20 protein-coding genes and 1 pseudogene are annotated in these 17749 nt (G+C 34.5%); 7 read left to right on the forward strand and 14 right to left on the reverse strand.

Translation table 11 applies throughout. From position 1 onward, the window contains the following. Positions 1-154: 154 nt before the first annotated feature. Positions 155-796, forward strand: coding sequence for a TetR/AcrR family transcriptional regulator (locus PR809_RS15080; RefSeq protein ID WP_102139660.1), 642 nt, complete (start codon positions 155-157; stop codon positions 794-796). Here the strand turns inward: PR809_RS15080 and PR809_RS15085 are convergent. Next, entirely contained in the window at positions 793-1194 is a 402-nt protein-coding gene (locus PR809_RS15085; protein ID WP_231068363.1) for a hypothetical protein, read from the reverse strand. The two genes, PR809_RS15080 and PR809_RS15085, sit on opposite strands and share 4 nt — an antisense overlap. 243 nt (positions 1195-1437) lie before the next feature. On the opposite strand from PR809_RS15085, the gene PR809_RS15090 reads away from it, so the two are divergent. Beyond that, complete coding sequence (locus tag PR809_RS15090; RefSeq protein ID WP_036958707.1) at positions 1438-1731, forward strand: DUF5339 family protein; 294 nt, start codon at positions 1438-1440, stop codon at positions 1729-1731. A 53-nt stretch (positions 1732-1784) separates the two neighbouring features. On the opposite strand, the gene PR809_RS15095 is transcribed toward PR809_RS15090, so the two are convergent. From PR809_RS15095 to PR809_RS15130, 8 genes are all read right to left on the reverse strand, one after another. Continuing rightward, the gene (locus PR809_RS15095; protein ID WP_102139662.1) at positions 1785-2222 is read right to left on the reverse strand and encodes a universal stress protein; all 438 of its coding nucleotides are present in this window, start codon (positions 2220-2222) and stop codon (positions 1785-1787) included. 169 nt (positions 2223-2391) lie between these two features. Continuing rightward, the gene (locus tag PR809_RS15100; protein ID WP_102139663.1) at positions 2392-2727 is read right to left on the reverse strand and encodes a hypothetical protein; all 336 of its coding nucleotides are present in this window, start codon (positions 2725-2727) and stop codon (positions 2392-2394) included. Positions 2728-2852: 125 nt separating this feature from the next. Then, the gene (locus PR809_RS15105; protein WP_102139664.1) at positions 2853-3281 is read right to left on the reverse strand and encodes a universal stress protein; all 429 of its coding nucleotides are present in this window, start codon (positions 3279-3281) and stop codon (positions 2853-2855) included. Between the two features lie 115 nt (positions 3282-3396). Continuing rightward, a complete protein-coding gene (locus tag PR809_RS15110) occupies positions 3397-3834 on the reverse strand; it encodes a glyoxalase (RefSeq protein ID WP_206276812.1) in 438 nt (145 codons plus the stop codon). Between the two features lie 80 nt (positions 3835-3914). Further along, a complete protein-coding gene (locus PR809_RS15115) occupies positions 3915-4844 on the reverse strand; it encodes a Gfo/Idh/MocA family protein (protein WP_166265425.1) in 930 nt (309 codons plus the stop codon). 329 nt (positions 4845-5173) lie between these two features. Beyond that, complete coding sequence (locus PR809_RS15120; RefSeq protein WP_256372925.1) at positions 5174-5974, reverse strand: YaeF family permuted papain-like enzyme; 801 nt, start codon at positions 5972-5974, stop codon at positions 5174-5176. 197 nt (positions 5975-6171) lie between these two features. After that, positions 6172-6360, reverse strand: coding sequence for a stationary-phase-induced ribosome-associated protein (gene sra / locus PR809_RS15125; RefSeq protein ID WP_102139667.1), 189 nt, complete (start codon positions 6358-6360; stop codon positions 6172-6174). 382 nt (positions 6361-6742) lie between these two features. Next, positions 6743-7153: a hypothetical protein gene (locus tag PR809_RS15130; protein WP_181489840.1), complete on the reverse strand. Its 411-nt coding sequence runs from the start codon at positions 7151-7153 to the stop codon at positions 6743-6745. 288 nt (positions 7154-7441) lie between these two features. Here PR809_RS15130 and PR809_RS15135 point away from each other — a divergent pair, with 288 nt between their 5' ends. The 3 genes from PR809_RS15135 to catA all read left to right on the forward strand — a co-directional run bounded on the left by PR809_RS15135 (position 7442) and on the right by catA (position 9540). After that, the gene (locus PR809_RS15135) at positions 7442-8137 is read left to right on the forward strand and encodes an aspartate/glutamate racemase family protein (RefSeq protein WP_166265203.1); all 696 of its coding nucleotides are present in this window, start codon (positions 7442-7444) and stop codon (positions 8135-8137) included. Positions 8138-8464: 327 nt separating this feature from the next. Further along, positions 8465-8707: a helix-turn-helix domain-containing protein gene (locus PR809_RS15140; RefSeq protein WP_102139669.1), complete on the forward strand. Its 243-nt coding sequence runs from the start codon at positions 8465-8467 to the stop codon at positions 8705-8707. A gap of 191 nt (positions 8708-8898) precedes the next feature. Further along, positions 8899-9540, forward strand: coding sequence for a type A chloramphenicol O-acetyltransferase (gene catA, locus PR809_RS15145; RefSeq protein WP_166265206.1), 642 nt, complete (start codon positions 8899-8901; stop codon positions 9538-9540). 90 nt (positions 9541-9630) lie between these two features. Here the strand turns inward: catA and PR809_RS15150 are convergent, their stop codons facing one another. From PR809_RS15150 to PR809_RS15160, 3 genes are all read right to left on the reverse strand, one after another. Next, positions 9631-9771, reverse strand: a complete 141-nt coding sequence (locus PR809_RS15150) for a hypothetical protein (RefSeq protein WP_206277118.1) — start codon at positions 9769-9771, stop codon at positions 9631-9633. 324 nt (positions 9772-10095) lie between these two features. Continuing rightward, positions 10096-11019, reverse strand: a complete 924-nt coding sequence (locus PR809_RS15155) for a nucleoside hydrolase (RefSeq protein ID WP_102139671.1) — start codon at positions 11017-11019, stop codon at positions 10096-10098. A 23-nt stretch (positions 11020-11042) separates the two neighbouring features. Next, positions 11043-12230: a NupC/NupG family nucleoside CNT transporter gene (locus tag PR809_RS15160; protein WP_241098825.1), complete on the reverse strand. Its 1188-nt coding sequence runs from the start codon at positions 12228-12230 to the stop codon at positions 11043-11045. Between the two features lie 837 nt (positions 12231-13067). Here PR809_RS15160 and PR809_RS15165 point away from each other — a divergent pair. Next, positions 13068-13226, forward strand: a pseudogene (locus PR809_RS15165) (IS3 family transposase); the annotation flags it as partial. A gap of 249 nt (positions 13227-13475) precedes the next feature. Continuing rightward, positions 13476-14390, forward strand: a complete 915-nt coding sequence (gene ttcA, locus PR809_RS15170) for a tRNA 2-thiocytidine(32) synthetase TtcA (RefSeq protein WP_102139673.1) — start codon at positions 13476-13478, stop codon at positions 14388-14390. 259 nt (positions 14391-14649) lie between these two features. Here ttcA and zntB read toward each other — a convergent pair whose 3' ends face one another. Both zntB and PR809_RS15180 read right to left on the reverse strand, forming a co-directional pair. Further along, positions 14650-15633 carry a zinc transporter ZntB gene (gene zntB, locus PR809_RS15175; protein WP_206276953.1) on the reverse strand — a complete coding sequence of 328 codons (984 nt, stop codon included), beginning with the start codon at positions 15631-15633 and terminating at the stop codon, positions 14650-14652. Between the two features lie 341 nt (positions 15634-15974). Then, the gene (locus tag PR809_RS15180) at positions 15975-17597 is read right to left on the reverse strand and encodes a peptide ABC transporter substrate-binding protein (RefSeq protein ID WP_166265216.1); all 1623 of its coding nucleotides are present in this window, start codon (positions 17595-17597) and stop codon (positions 15975-15977) included. Positions 17598-17749 lie beyond the last annotated feature (152 nt).

The raw sequence follows: 17749 nt of genomic DNA on the forward strand, positions 1-17749 counted from the left end.
GTTAATCTTTATAAATATCATAAAGACAAATATCAGCTTAAATGATGATCTCTTTCAGGTAAATCTATGATTGAGGTCACGTGATTTAAACTATTTCAGTAAAATTTGTTATGTTACTTTCTTATTTGAAGACAAATAGCAGGATTAACCATTCATGAATAACCCTCTTACAGCTAAAACCCCAAAAGGCCGACGTCGTCAACAGGCTTTGATCGCTGCGGCAACTGAAATTTTTCTGCAATATGGGTTTGAAGGCGCAACATTGGATATGATTATTGAAAGAGCTGGGGGCTCTCGAACAACTTTATATAAAAACTTTGGGGATAAAGAAGGGTTATTTGCCGCTGTTATTGCATCTATGATTGATGATATTTTTCAAGAACCTGATGAAAAAATGCCCCCATTAGATACGATTGAGTCTATACTTTCTTTTTATGGCTCTCGATTTTTATTAAATGTACTTAAGCCTGAATCCATTGGGTTATATCGGTTAATATTAGGTGAATACAACCGTTTCCCTGAAATAACGCACGCGTTTTTTGAGCAAGGCCCAGTAAAAAGCTATCGCTTATTAACACAAAAATTAGCTTTACTTCCTGATGTTAAAGTGGATGAAAAAACATTATTAAGTATTTCTTCGCGTTACCTAGAAATGCTAAAAGCGGATGTCTTTATCACCACTTTCTGTATTGCTGATTTCAAGCCCAGCGATGAATTTATTCAACAGCAAATTGCTATGTCTGTTGATATCATCGCCAGCTATATCCGTAAAATCAGTAAACACACAATCAACTAGGCTAAAACTGATTGGGCCTGCTCTTTTGCTGTTGTTCCATCCGCTGCGATTAAAACCTGAGGGCCATATAACGCAGACAGCATAGGTGCCATGCGTTCCATCTCCTCTTTATCTCGGCCATCGGGTTGTAACGTAATAACTAGGGCGCGACAATGCTGTTCCATCGCTTCTTTAGTGTCTTTTAACCAACGACGCACATATTTCATACTTTGCATATCTTCTGATGATGGTTTTTCTTTTTTAACCACTGGCGGGTATATCAAGACAAATTCATTTCTTCTCGCCAATAACATATCCATCTCTTCTAACCACAAACGTGTTTCATCCATAGTAGAGGGAAATATATTCATCTCACAGATCGGCCAATTTTCTGTTTTTATCATATTTTTATTCATCATAATCATCTCTTTCTTTATCATTATTTAAAGTGTACTTAAATGTACACTTTTACATTGCACTCAGTCAAGAATGATTATCATTTGTATTTTGCAAATTATGCTATTGTCGTTAGTGACCAACAGGAATATTCTCAATATGTAGAAAAAACTTATCAGTTAAAAACATTCACGTGTTCGAATAGTGCGTTTTTGAATATGGGGTGTTATTCTGACGATATTATGAATTTTGAAAGCGAAAATACGATGAAAAAAACTCTTCCGATTGCATTTAGTCTATTAATGGCTTTCACTGCATTTAATGCAAATGCAGGTGCAACCTGTGATACTTATTTCAAAGAAATGAACGACCTTGTTAAGCAAGCCGAAGAACAATATAAAGATGAAGCCAATGCAGGTGAACAGATTGCATTAATGAAGTCTCAATTAGAAGAAGCGAAAAAAGCCCTTGCTAGCTACCCTGATGATGCACAAGAGCAAGCTTGCAGCCAAGCACTTAAAGCAATTGAGCAAGCCAAAGAAGCGGTTAAAACCCCCTAGGTTTATTCGCTCTTAATAGACAAAAAATAGCCTGCTAGCAGGCTATTTTTATTTTATCGAACGACGAGTACCGAGATCTTCGCATAGGACACAATCCCTGAAGCATTTGAACCTAATAAATGCGTTGAAATACTTGGATTGCGTGAGCCGATGACAATAAGGTCAGCATCAATTGCCTCAGCTTCTGATAAAACTTTATCTCGTGGTGAGCCAAACTCAACCTTATAAGAGATTTTATCTGACGGATAATCAATTTTTTCAATGATTTCTTTTAGCTGTTCTTCTGAACGCTCAAGAGCTTTTTTAGCAAATGAAGACAATAAATCATAATGATAACTGTAGCTCATTGAAAATCTTGAAACATCTGGAACTGAGTGAAATAAGTGAATTTTCGCATTTGAGATTTTTGCTAAATAAATAGCATGTTTTAATGCGTTATCTGTTAATACATCTTCAGATATATCCACGGGAACCAAAATTGTTTGATACATATGATGCCCCTTATTAATTATGTTTAGATTTTTATTCAAGTTGTATTGTTGTGTATTTTTACAACTTAATTATTAGGCGTAGCGGGTGAATATTTTACTTTTAATCTTTCAAAGTATAGTCTTACTACACTAAAAAAGCTGTGAAGCCCCTTACTATTACAACAAAAAATTATTCTTCTAAATGCCATTTATGCAAAATGCGATGAATGAAAGGAGTTACAATTAATCCAATACTGATAATAAAAACGCTTTGTAAAAATAAACCATAAATAGCGATAAAGAAACGACCTCCTCGTGTAATAGGAGCCGGCTCAATAGCTTGTCCACTCAACATAGACAACGCATTAAGCATTGACTCAACAGCTGAGTGGCCTTCAATAACATAAAAACCGATGATACCGGGTAATAACCCAAGAAAAAAAATCAAAAGTCCGAGTAAATAAAAACGCAAAACTCTCAGAACAAAGTGTTCAACACGCAGTAATTCTTGCGAAAACTTTTCCATACTGACTCAAACTCACCTTGTTATAAGTAAGATCAATCAACTTGAGTGATAAAGCTAATAAAATTGGAAATACCAATAATGAAATAAAAAAGAACCTACCCTATGAGCAGGCTCTCCTCTAATTATTAACGTACAACCAACACTGATGTCTCCGCGTAACGCACGATACCTGCGGCAGTTGACCCTAAAAGATGAGTTGTAATATTTGGGCGACGAGAGCCGATGACAATAATATCTGCACTAATGTCTTTTGCTGTATTAATCACTTCATCTCGTGGAGAACCAAACGTTATCGTATAACTAACGTCATCGTGAGGTAAATCAATTGAATCCATTAACATTTTCATGTCTTCTTCTGCTTTCACTGTCGCACGGTCTTTTATTTCCATGTAACCTAAAGCGTACGCATTAATAATTGCTGAGGAAATGGGTAAAACATGAATAAGATGAATTTTAGCACCCGATTGTTTTGCTAGATTAACTGCATGACGAACGGCTTTACTGGTTAATTCATCTTCTGTTAAATCGATAGGGACCAGAATCGTTTTATACATAACCCCTCCTAAAAATAGTTAAAATGAAGTTCTACAACAAAATTATAAACAATTACTAATAAATGTCTCTTATCCACAAAGATAAATGAGATCTCTAGCTACAAATAAAAGCAGGTTATTCTCTTAGCCATGGCGTCACCGTTAAACCAACTAACATACCTTCTGGGCTTAATAACCTTGTTACTGTTTGTCCCCAAGGCTCCATTCGGTTATTAACTAATAAGATATAACCGTCCTTAAGGCAACTGTCCGTGATTCTTTCGATGTCAACAACCTCAAATTCCATCCAACTTTGTGGTATCGGTATATTTTCAGGCCATTCACTTTGCCTAAAACACGACTGGGCTGCTTGTTCTATAGGCCAAAGTGCAAAATGTTTAACTCCTTCAAGCCCTTCTTGTTCGCAAGTCAAATATTGGCTCCCTTCTTCTATTGGCTTTAAAGGTAGCTTTAACAACTCAAGATAAAAAGAATGGCTTTTATTATAGTCAGTCACTATCGGGCCAAACCCTGCAACAAATAATACGTCAGAGCTTTCTTGTAAATGTATCATCCGGTGTTCCTATATCATCATGAGATACCAAAATTTTAACGTTTAATAGAGTCGATAATTACGGTTACCCTATCACATAATTAATCGCTGACTTTATTCGCTGTAGATATCATTTGTTCAACCATGCGTTGGGCTTTCAAGCCCTCTTCACCACTGATCAACGGTTGAGTTTGATTTGAAATAGAATCAACAAAGTGACGAATTGCACCATCAAAACCGCGTTGAACTAAAATTGAATCCCAATTAGCGGGTTTTTTCTCACTAATACCAACCACATTTTCACTCCACCAGTGGTTCATATTGGTTATTTGATGAATACTGTCCTCTGCAATCACAATAAGTTGCTCTTGTTGACTTCCTGCTTTGCGATGCATCGATGTTGTTATCCAACAGTGACCCGCTTGCATATGGTGCTCTGCATAAAACAACTCGTCAGCATTTGTTTTATGAATGCTACCACTGATTAACTCTGCATGATTTGGCGCTATCCATAATACAGTATCAACGACATGCAAATAATCATCTAATAAAGTAAATCTAGCGTCACTCGGCCCTACGTTGTCCATACGGTGTTTATCCATACGAATAGACCTGATTTTTTTAATATCTTGTTTAATTGACATATAAAACGGTGAGAAGCGGCGGTTAAATCCAACCATTAACATTTTCTGGCGCCGCGCTGCTAATTCAATTAATTGCTCAGACTGTTCCGTTAACTCAGTCAATGGCTTATCAACATAGACATGAACGTTTGCATCTAATAGCCGCTTGATTACCTCAAAATGGCTTTTCGTCGCACTATGAACAAAAACAGCGTCACATTGCTGTGCAAGTGCATCAATATTACTAAACAGAGGAATACGATAACTGTCACAAATCAGTTTTGCCTTCAATTGATTAGGCGAAAAAGCGCCAATCAACTCCCAGTTTTCCTCTCTAGTTAAGATTGGTAAATACGCTTTTTGTGCAATAGCTCCTAAGCCGACTACACCTACCTTTAATTTTCGCATCATAAACACGCCTATTAATGATTAATCTCAGGAAGAATAATCTCATTAATGTGTTTTTTTAAAAAAATTTTTTATTCGAAAAGTAATTTTCATTAGAGTTAAACCTACAATACATTGTTTTTTATAAATAAAAAACGTATTAAGGCAAAAAAAGGAAAGAATTAACTACATAAAAAAAGGGGTTGATTTCTTAAATGAGAATGGTTATCTTTTACTTCGTGAATACTTGAGTAAATCACTCAGGTTTATCACAAACGACATTGCTCACATTGCTTCCAGTTTAGCAGGCCAACTTTATATGTTGGCCTTTTTTTTAGTTTAATTACACACTATTTTCTGCGTATTGCACTGCTAAAGCTCCATGATTTCAAATGTCCAACATACGATAAACGTTGAGTTGGCATGAAAGTCGGTACATCACCTGTACGCATATGTAATATATCCGCAGGTGTTATCCATGATGAATTCCCCTCAAACAAAGGAATACCCGCATACTTATAAGCATCTAAGACAAACTGTGAACAAAAGAAACCATTAGCTTGGTCTATATCATCGCCTAATTGAACTGTCGCTAATGTTTTTAAGCAAAAATTACGTATCGTTTCACCAATTAATGGAAGTTCACATACTCTTTTTGTGATCATCCAAGGAGCAATCATCACAATACCTTTATAGTTATACTTATTTCCATTATTTTGAACTGAAAATTCGCGTAATTTTTCTGCATGTAATGATGTTAAACCAGCTTGTCTCAACACTACCATGTTATTAGAATCCTTCACTGCTTGGTCTAACGTAATGATCCTAACCCCACTTCCAACAGATTCAGCAACCTCCCCCAAACCCAGATAAATAGATGCGTGGCTTACCCCGCTAATACTAAATAACCGAATTCCCCATGAATTTAACCCTGTAGCAGATGATAAAAGAATATCACCTGGCAACATATCAGAAACAGCCAAGGTCTCTACAGAGTCCTTAATAGGAACCGTATTTGCGTGTTGAATATTAAATTTTAAACGGTTAGTTTCTTCATCGGATTTAAACTGAGTAGAGCACCCTAAAAGAGAGAAACAAAATAAAAATAGTAGGTAACAAAAAAATTTCATTCTACAACACCTGATAGCCATCTTTCTTTTTAGTTTTTAATTAATGCGAATAATATCGCTTAATCTATTTTATGACTACTGTTTATTTTTATAATAGAAAACTCAGGCAATGACTCATATGGGGAATATTGAAATGAGATAATGTAATTTAATAAGAAAATTCCAGTTCTGATTAAATAACTTTAACCCCCTAGTGAGTACTAGAGGGTTACATTCAATTAACTAATAACATATTCTGGGTAAAAAACAGTTACTGAATGATATGTCTTCTTTTCTGTCGCTTTATTCTTTTGCACTGCAACTGTGGAATTATCTTTAGAACTCAGCGAAACACGTATGTTTTTTTTAGAGCGGCTTAATTTATAAGGCATACCTAACAAACGACGTGCATTATTATTACTAACCATTATCGACTCCTTAAACTACTAAATTAAAAATTCATTAAAAAATGAACATCAAAAAATATAGTCATCGTTGACCACAAAGGCTTCTTTTTGTTTCATAATAATAACAAAACAAAGTGTAACATCTTTAGTATAACACTAAGCTAGTAATATATAATCCAGTTTTATTTGTTAGTTTCATGGCGTTACTATGTGATCTGTGGTATTTCTCTATTTATTCAAAAATTATATTCAATTTCCTTGAAAAACTATTTGAATCTATGTTCTTACAAAATAGTCCCAAAAAATGGCCACCTGCCCCACTGTATTGAAATATATCGTCTAGCCTAGGCCACGAAAAGTAACCTAAAACGTGTGCTATAAAAATATTAGCACACGTAATTCCTTACTCTAGTGGTGAAGCAGGACTCGAACATTTATCATTCCAAATTTGATTAACTTGTTCTGGCAATAGTATTTCATGCCCTCCGTCAATAAAGGGAATTGAAATATCCATGCGGCCTTCATCATTAGTATACGATTTAACAATAAAGCGCTTGAATCCATCAGGCTTATCATTTTTATATCGATAAACCTCCCCACAAACATAACCCACCTTACCATTATCCGCTGTGTAGCGAGAAAAATGATATTCAATATTTCTAAATTTTGCGGCTTGTGGATACGCTAAAACATCATAAACATTCTTTTTCACCTGCTCAACTAAGCTCAATTGGGTCGGCTTCATATATAGTGCTCCTAACAGAAATGCAGCACCAAAAATAAGTATTGCAATGATTACTTTGAAGAAATTCATTTTTATTATCACCATATATGACCAATTTTGTAGAAATAATGTTCATTATGATAATAACCAGATATCAATTTAAATCCATCTTTAAAACGTAAAATTTTCTATATTTATCCTTTTTTTATCTCAATAAGTTAAATACAAAAACCCTTTGATATGTAATGTTAAATTGTGTTTAATATTACAACTGTTTTCTCCCCTTAATCATCTAGAGAAATTTACCTCGTTTCTCTTGTTTTTCTTTGTAGGCAATCAGTATAGTAAGAAAACGACACAATAATAGGAACGCAAAGAATGAAAACAATAGGCCTTATTGGTGGTATGAGTTGGGAATCAACATTACTATACTACCAACAGCTTAACGAAGGCATAAAACAACAGCTAGGTGGCTTGCATTCTGCTAAAATTGTTTTATATAGTGTTGATTTTGCTGAAATAGAACAGTATCAATCTAGCGGGCAATGGGATTTAGCAGCACGATGTTTAGCTGATGCAGGAGATCGTTTAAAGCTTGCAGGTGCTGATTTTCTTGTTCTTTGTACCAATACCATGCATAAAGTCGCACCACGCATTGAGTCTCAAACGGGTCTTCCTTTATTACATATAGCCGATGCAACAGGTGAACGCATTATACAATCGGGTATTAAAAAAATTGGGCTCTTAGGTACTGCTTTTACTATGGAACAACCTTTCTATAAACAAAGGTTAATTGATAATTTTAATTTGAATGTATTAATACCCAGCGAAAAAGATAGAAAAATAGTTCATGATATTATTTATAATGAACTCTGTTTAGGGAAAATCAATGATGAATCTAGAAAAGAATACCAGCGTATAATGGCATCCCTAGTAGAAAGTGGTGCTGAAGGTATCATTTTAGGATGCACTGAGATAACATTACTTGTTAATCAAAATGATACAACAGTAGAAATATTTGACACTACCGCTATTCATGCTCAAAAAGCTGTAGAACTCGCGCTGTCTGTTTAATCAATATTAACGAACAATAGATTCTGTCTTTAATGATTATTGTTAAAGATAGTTTCTGTTAAATAACTGTATCAAAATTAACATATCATTAAGTGGAAAATTGTATTTTATGCCATTAAATAGAATTTCATATCTATTAACCTTCACCTTTAGATTATAAAACACAACAATGTTACTTTATAATTATTTACTATACCTTATGAAATTTATTTTTAATCTTAAGAACTTAGGTTTATTTCCTCTTAAACTTACAGATTATTACCCATTGAATATTAATTTCCATCTAAGATAATAAAAAAACCAAAACCAAACTTATAACAGGTTACTATGAATAAAAATAATGTTGGCAATGCAGTACTCGGTGAACTCATTAAGCAAAAGCGTATAGAACATCAAATTACGACAAAAGAAATGGCAGAATTAATATCTATCCCTGAAAAATCATACATAAAATATGAAGATGGGACTCTCTCCATATTTATTGAGCACCTAATGGTACTATCTAAAATACTCAATATAGATATCAAAACTTTCTTTGATACTTACGTCAACGCACAATCATGTGTATGAATACATGGTGCTATCACGCAAATTGTGCCTTGCATTGAAGGAGTTAAATTAGAGACCTCGACAAACAAAAGTAGGCTAGTTAAAATACAAGTATAACTTCAACATAATATAAAAAATCATTATGAATCAATTGAAAACAGAGAAGTTCCCCTTCTAATAACAATCACATTAACTTATTAGAAGGATAAATTATGAACTATACTAAATTTAATATAGAGACATGGTTACGTAAGGAACATTACAACACCTACGAAAAGACCATAAATTGTGGGTTTAGTTTAACAACGAAAATAGATATCACCAACTTTAAAAAGCATATAAATTCAAATGGATATGAATTTTACCCCTCGGTAATTTATTTATTATCACGGGTAGCTAATACCTATAAAGAATTTAGATTTGCCAAAAGAAATGGTGAGCTTATTTTGTGGGATGAAGTTAACCCCAGCTTTACTATCTTTCATAAAGATACTGAAACTTTTTCTTCCTTATGGTGTGAGTACTCTTCAGAAATGGCAGTGTTTATGGAGAACTATCACCAGCAACTAGCATTACATAAAGATAATCTCAATTTGCAGCCTCAATCACAGCAAATTGAAAATGTATTCTATGTATCATCTTTGCCTTGGGTTTCATTCGATAGCTTTAATCTAAATATTGCAGATATTACTAACGCTTTCACTCCTATTTTTACTATGGGGAAATACTATAGTGAAAATAATAAAATATGGCTTCCCTTAGCAGTACAAGTACATCATGCTGTTTGTGATGGTTTCCATGTGGGTAAATTTTTAACTACTTTACAAAAATTGTGTGATGAATTACCTCGTTAGTATCCCCGTATGACTTTCCACCATGAAGGAAGCGAGTACTTCCTTCATGTGTATCAGATTAGCCTCATTGTGATGATACTTTCATCATTTTTAGTTAAAAAATAACAAGCTTATATAAATAGCATCCCCAATAGCACTACTTTGAAAAAAATATTCTGTTGGCGTAATTACCATTTTAATGGTACTAGCTAGTAAAGAAGAAACCAATTCAATAGGGTCAACTGCTGGCATATGTCCTCCGTATTTTCTTATATATTAAGTTCTTCTTATTGCTTAAACAATAAGATAAAGATTATAAAGAAGGTACCACTCCCAATATATTTTCCACTTTTTTATAAATCTCGCTGATTAGACTTTAAGTATATAACAATAATAGCTTAAAAACAGAATGTACAATTATCTATCAACAAGAGAATGCCACAACTTAAATAAACTGTAGAAAATAATTATCCAAGGTATTGGCCAAACAATCACTTAATTACTGAGTCAGTATCCATAATAAGTCTCTTTATTTTAAATAAATGTCAACTTAGATTCCAATTGCTACTCTTTACCTCAAAGAGTTATGATACGTTCTGTAATTAAAGATATTAATTTCGATGTATCAACGTCAGTAATAATTTTACATTTAGCTTCATTATATTTAGCTTTTGGGTCATGATTAATGGTGGTAGATGTGTAAGCAAAACTATGACCGAATAATTTATTAGACTCATATTCGATAGTAATTGAACCGTCAACACCTGAAAAAATCTCAGGTTTAATGAGGTATGCGATAACGCAGGGATCATGGAGAAATGGGTCAAACTCTGCATATCTTCGGCACATTTCAGCAACAGTCTGAGCGATGAGGCCACCTTTTTCCAAAGGACTACACAAACCAGCTCTTATATCAGCCTTACTTGTTACATCCAGACCAAGCATAGTAATATGTCGTGCACTATCAAAAACGATATGAGCAGCATGGGGGTCCACATAAAAATTAAACTCAGCAGCTGGCGTTATATTCCCCTGTGTAAATGCAGCTCCTCCCATGACTACAATGTCTTTTACATTATCGACTAATTTTGGTTCTTTGATGATAGCGACTGCGATATTAGTAAGAGAAGCCATTGTGCATAATGTTATTTCACCTGGATTTGACATTACCGTATCAATAATAAAATCTACGGCGTGACCAGAATAATTTTGATAATCTGATGCGGGAAGCAATACTCCAGCTAGACCATCAGTACCATGAACATGAGTTTTACTCCCACTTTTAGACATTAGTGGGCGTTCACAACCTTTCGCTAAAGGAATATCCTGCCTATTGGCTAATGCAAGTAATTGTCGTGCATTACTGTGAACCTTTTCTAATTCAACATTCCCTGCAACGGTGGTTATGCCTATTAATTCTATTTCTGGAGAAGCTAAGGCTAAAAAAATAGCAACTGCATCATCTACACCAGGATCACAGTCTATTATTATTTTGTGCATTTTATTACTCCTTTATTTATATTTTATACAAAAATACCAACAATCGTCGCTGATAAACAACTGACTAAAGTTGAGCCAACAATCAATCTAAAACTATTTGATGCAATCATTTTTCCATGTTCTCGGCTTATACTTGTGACGCAACCGATAATCATTCCGATAGAACCGAAATTTGCAAATGATATTAAAAATACGGACATAATTGCATCTGTTCGTGGTGTAATGTTTGTTAATTTCATATAGTCAATCATAGCAACAAACTCATTCGATAAAATTTTAGTTGCTATAATTGTTCCAAAATTAACACTTTCATCCCATGAACTACCCAAAATAAAAGCTAAAGGCGAAAAAATATAGCCGAGAATTCCTTGAAAACTAATTCCTAAAATATTTAAAAAAACATCGTTCAACATACTAATTAAGGCGACAAAACCAATAATTATAGGAACAATTGCAAGAATAAGCTTAAAGGCATCCTGCATGTGATCGGTCAACACTTCAAAAAATGACCCCCTTTCACCTTTATTTGTCCCCAAAGGACAACTTGCAATATCTGTGGGGTCACTTGGATTAATAATAGAAACAATAATAAAAGTACTAAAGAAATTGAGACTAACACCTATAAAAACATAGCGTGGCTCAATCATTTGTGTGTACGCGCCTAGCAATGCAATATCTACTGTTGAGACAGTACATGCAGCAATAGTATACATCTGTGCTTTAGATAGCCTTGGAATGTAATCTTTAATTGATACATAAGCAGGCATCATTCCGACTATCACCGCACTAATAGCAGCGAAAGACTCTAATTTTCCGACTTTAGATATTTTGTTAATTAGAAAACCTATAGTATTAATAATTAAGTCTAAGACGCCGATATATTTAAGTATACCAATTATCGAACAAATAAAAATCAAAGGTAAAAGAGCGACAACAACAAACACCATAGAGGTTTTACTGCTTATATCGCCAAAAACAAAATCAATCCCCTTATTAGCATAATTAATTATATAATGAATACCTGATGCTATACCGTCAAGAGTAGCAAGCCCAATTGTAGTATTCAGCATAATAGCTGCAACAATAAACTCCAATGTTAGCAATATTAGTATTGATGGAAGCTTATGTTTTATGTTTTTTTTACTAAAACTAAGTAAATACGCTATAAGAAAAACAAAAATTAGACTAAAAAAGAATATAAGATATTTCATAAATATCACCACATTAATAGATTTTAATCATGATTAGTTGATTTAATATCTCCTTAACCCACCAATTTAAAACAAAGAAACTTAAATTTTAGTTTCAACATATGTTCCTGCTTAAAAATATGAATTTAAGCATTTACATTTAGTTTATAGTTATATTGATAGTTCAAAACCCAAACGTGCAAAAACATAATAATTCAAATAAACGCATCTGTTTTGTTTTTTTTGATACATAACACTTAAAATGTGAATCACATCGCATTTATAAACTAAATTTAAAAATCAAAGATTCTCTTTTTACAAATAAGTCAGAGCGTTAATTAGCTAACATTTCTATTCAATATCTTATTGTTATTACAGCATTAAATTATTATAACCCTGTAATAACACACTCACTCCATCTCGCTATTATTTCCTCTGAATTGAAAAGCCTGATAATTAAAAATGGAAAACACATTCTATCTAAGAGTCACAAATATAGGTCCTATAATGCCAATATAGTTCCTACCGTGATTAACAGTTTATTAAGTTACTAATATTCCCATTTATTGATGAATATATAAAAATCACCAGTAGATAAAATTTTTTATTTCTTACTTCTTATTCATTATTAATCCTACTTATACTATATAAGAATAAGTAGGACACAATATAGTTGTGTTTTTCTAATATAAAAAAGATATACTTTATAAAATTAACAAAATGAACGATGGTAATTGAAAAATTGTTTATTCTATATCTAAAATAAAAGTAATTGTCCATTCCCCCAAAAAATAAGACAACTATAATTAGCTCCTCTACCATAACCATTGCAGAGGTCATGCTGAAAAAAATTCGATTATTCAATGGGTATTGGGTTTCATGCATAACAGTTTATATTGCAGTAAACACTTTAGAGCACTCAATATTATTGATGAAGGAACCCGCGAATGTTTAGCAATTGGAATTAATACGTCATTACCTACAGAGCGTGTTATCACGGGGCTTGAGTGTTTAAAGCTAAAACTGGAGGCATACCATCAACGGATAGAAAACGTTAAGTTTATGTGACTCTAATAACGGTGAGTGGGCTCCGATTTTCACCTCTTTGAACGAACTGGTATCACTCTTCCCTCAGGTTCTGCTATCATGGGCTTCTTTTTATAAATCTCGCTGATTAGGCTTTAAACATAGAACAATAATAATTTAAAAGCCGAATGTACAGTTATCTATCAGCAATATAACCCCCCAGTAATAGAACAGTATAGAATGACGACAAATAAAGAACAGTACAACTTAAACAAGTTGCAAAAAAGAATTCGCCGTGATGTTGGCCAAGCAATCGCTGACTTTAACATGATAGAAGACGGTGACCGGATAATGGTTTGCTTGTCTGGAGGTAAAGATAGTTACACGCTGCTTTCCATACTGCAAAGTTTGCAAAAAAGTGCCCCTATCCAGTTTTCATTAGTTGCAGTTAATTTGGACCAAAAGCAACCCGGTTTCCCTGAGCATATTTTACCTGCATACCTTGATAACCTTGGTGTAGAGTACAAAATTGTTGAAGAAAATACCTATGGGATCGTAAAAGAAAAAATTCCAGAAGGGAAAACAACCTGCTCACTGTGCTCACGTTTACGTCGTGGAATTTTGTATCGTACAGCAACTGAGTTAGGCGCAACTAAAATTGCGCTTGGTCACCACCGTGATGATATTTTACAGACCATGTTCTTAAATATGTTTTATGGCGGTAAGTTAAAAGGTATGCCACCTAAATTGATGAGTGATGACGGAAAGCACATTGTTATTCGCCCACTGGCTTACTGTCGGGAAAAAGATATTGAGCGTTTTGCGCAGGCTAAAGAGTTCCCGATTATTCCATGTAACCTATGTGGCTCTCAACCAAACCTACAACGTCAAGTTATTAAAGAGATGCTACGTGATTGGGACAAGCGTTATCCAGGCCGAATCGAAACCATGTTCCGCGCCACTCAAAACATTGTTCCGTCTCATCTATGTGATACCGAGTTATTCGACTTCAAAAATATTTCTCATGGAGATGACGTTATCAATGGCGGTGATCTTGCGTTTGACAAAGAAGAACTACCTCTCCAACCATTTATAGATGAAGATGACAAACCTGATTTTTCAGCAGAACGTCTTGATATTATTGAAGTAAAATAATGTATGTTGATAACCTCCTCGTTTGGAGGTTATTTTTACTCGGATTTAATGCAAAAAAAAGCCGATGTAAATTACATCGGCATTACAGTGGTCAATTATTCTGTATAAGAACTCAATATGAGAAAAACTACAATTATGGAGCACAACGTTCATCGCTCAACGTTGCATTCACCTGCAGGACTAATACTGCACTAAAACCTCTGTAGTTTTATTGATTTATCTCAAACTAGGTCCGGTTATAACAAATAAGTCATCAATATTAGAGCCATCGGCTTTTTCTTAGCCACCACAATACAGTTCCAATCAAGGCGGCTAATAAAACACAAAATACACTAAAGGCAAAACGAAATTCATTACCGGGGATCCCCCCTAAATTCACACCAAATAAACCCGTTAAAAATGTTGTTGGTAAGAATATCATGGCCATTAATGACATTGTATAAATACGCCGGTTCATCATTTCAGTCATCATATTCGTTATCTCGTCAGAAATAATCGCTGTACGGGCAATAAAACCATCGAGATCTTCAATACAACGCCCTAATCGGTCAGAAATTTCTTGAATTCGACGGCGATCCGTTTCATCTAACCAAAGTAATTTTTCCGTTGTCAAACGGGAAAACATATCTCTTTGCGGGGCCATATAACGGCGGATCACAATAATTTGTTTACGAAGTAATGCAAATTCCCCTCTATCAGGAATTTCGCCATTTAATATGGAGTCTTCCATATCAATTAAACGCTCATGCAAAGAATCAGTAAAATCACTTATTTCATCTGTAATAGAATCAGCAACCTCAACTAACCAATCACCCGTACTTTGCGCGCCTACTCCCTGATTTAAGTCATCAATAACAGGATCTAAGGAATTTACTTTTCGATGACGACTAGAAATAATTATTCGGTTATTAATAAATACTCTAAATGCAATTAATTGCTCAGGCCGTTGGCCCGCATTGGTATTTAATGTTTGCAATGTTAATAAAATACCATCACCAACACGGATCAATCTCCAACGTCCTGAATGCCCGGATAAAGCGGACTTCACCTGTTCATTGAAGAGATCTGATTGCTGGATCCAATTAAAACTTTGCGGATCCTTATAGTCATAATGAAGCCAGAACGGAGACTGCTGATTCGCGCTGGCATTCACGTCGATGGGAAGCAACCCACCATCTCCATTTAACTGAAATGCATGTACCGGATTTGAGTATTGGAATAACGAACCATAAATCAACCCCATGCAATATCTCCCTTTTTTTTACATATGATATTTGTAATCGAACAGCTAAAATTTTGCAATTTTTTCAAAAGACGCATTAGTCATCACTAGATTGAACTACAAAAAAAAGATAAACAACCATAAAATTGAGGTGGTCTTACAAGTAACAAAATATCGCCATATTTGCTAAAGAAAATCACATAATTGACACAAACGAACAATAAAGTTCACGATGATTTTTTTATTATATAAGGGTAGTGTTTATTCCTTTTTTGGTCCTCCTTCCCATTCTCCAGAGGAAGGAGCTTTTTTCTTCCATTCAGAAAAAACAGCCCGCACCTTGTACAGGCTGAACACCTATTTTAATGTTTAATAATATAAAAACTGTGGCTATAAGCGACATCTTCAGGGTTGTTGATCGGATACCCCTTCAACCAAGGCTTAATCAAGCGTGCATTGGTATATTGGTAAATGGGTGCAATTGGAGCTTCTTCCGCAATGATTGCTTCCGCATTATTATAATAGCGGTTGCGTAATTGCGCATTTGTTTCAATACTCGCTGATGCGATAATATCATCATATATTGAGTTATTAAATTTTGGTATATTACCACTATGTTGGGAAGTGAGTAGTGATAGGAATGTTGAAGGTTCATTAAAATCACCTATCCATGACGCTCGTATAACATCAAAATTTCCTGTATTGCGGCTATCTATATAGGTTTTCCATTCTTGATTAACTAATTTGACCTCAGCCCCTAGTTTTTTCTTCCACATAGAGGCAATTGCAATCGCAATTTTCTGATGATTTTCTGAACTATTGTATAATAGTGTTAACTCTAACGGTTGATTTGGACCAAAGCCGGCTTGTTGTAATAATACTTTCGCTTGCTGGTCTAATTCTTTTTGTGAATAGCTATTGTAAAGCCCTTTTTCAGGCTTAAAGCCATCGGTAACATCAGGCGTAAAATAATTTGCGGGTTTTTCCCCTGTGCCTAATACCTTATTCGCAATTAATTGGCGGTCAATTGCCATAGATAAAGCTTTTCTGACACGGACATCATCTGTTGGTGCCCGTTGGGTATTAAAAGCATAGTAATAAGTCCCTAATTGGTCTGGTGTAAACACTTCATTAGGAATATCTTTCAATAATTTTTGATAGCGTTGTTTTGGAAATGATTCGGTAATATCCAAGTCACCTGCTAAATAACGATTTGTTGCATGAGATTCCTGGTTAATCGGGATAAATGTTACTTTGGTAATAACGGTATTTTTATGGTCCCAATAATATTTATTTGGAACTAAAACAATTTTCTCATTAACCACTCTATCAGATAAAACAAAGGCACCATTCCCGACTAGATTACCTACTTTTATCCACTCATTACCAAACTTTTCAACCGTTCCTTGATGAACAGGAAATAAACTAAAATTAGCCGCCAATGACGGGAAATAAGGTACTGGCTTATTTAAAGTAACCTTTAATGTACGCGTATCAACCGCTTCAACACCTAGCTGATCAGCGGGTAATTTTCCATCAATGATATCTTGCGCATTATTAATACCAGCTAATGCTGCAAACCAAGCAAACGGTGATGATGTTCCTGGTGAAACAAGTCGTTGCCAGCTATACACAAAATCCTGAGCCGTGACAGGGTCACCGTTTGACCATTGAGCATCCGACCTCAGTGTAAAAGTCCAAATACGGTTATCTACCGTGTTCCAACTTTGAGCTACCCCTGCAATTGGCTTGCCATGGTCATCTTGGTTAACCAGCCCTTCAAATAAGTCACGCATGACTTGCGCTTCCGTTAACCCCACCGATTTTACTGGGTCCAAAGACGCAGGTTCATCCTTTAAATGACGTGTAACCTCTTGGTTTTCAGCTAAAACTGTGCCCGTAGGTATCACCGCACTAATAGCTGGTGTAGTAAATAAAATTGAAGAAATCAAAACAGTTAAAGATGTAAATGAACGTTTATGCATTGTATTTTCTATCTTGTTAATATAAATAAAGTTAACTAAAAGCTGAGTTAAGTGATTTCACGTGAAGATGCTATTATTAACAACATTACTGCATTTACTGGTTAAGTTTCATTTAGGTAAATTATTATTTGAACCAAATACTCACATAGCGA

It is taken from the genome of Providencia sp. PROV201 (assembly GCF_028479545.1).
Lineage (GTDB): Bacteria > Pseudomonadota > Gammaproteobacteria > Enterobacterales > Enterobacteriaceae > Providencia > Providencia huaxiensis.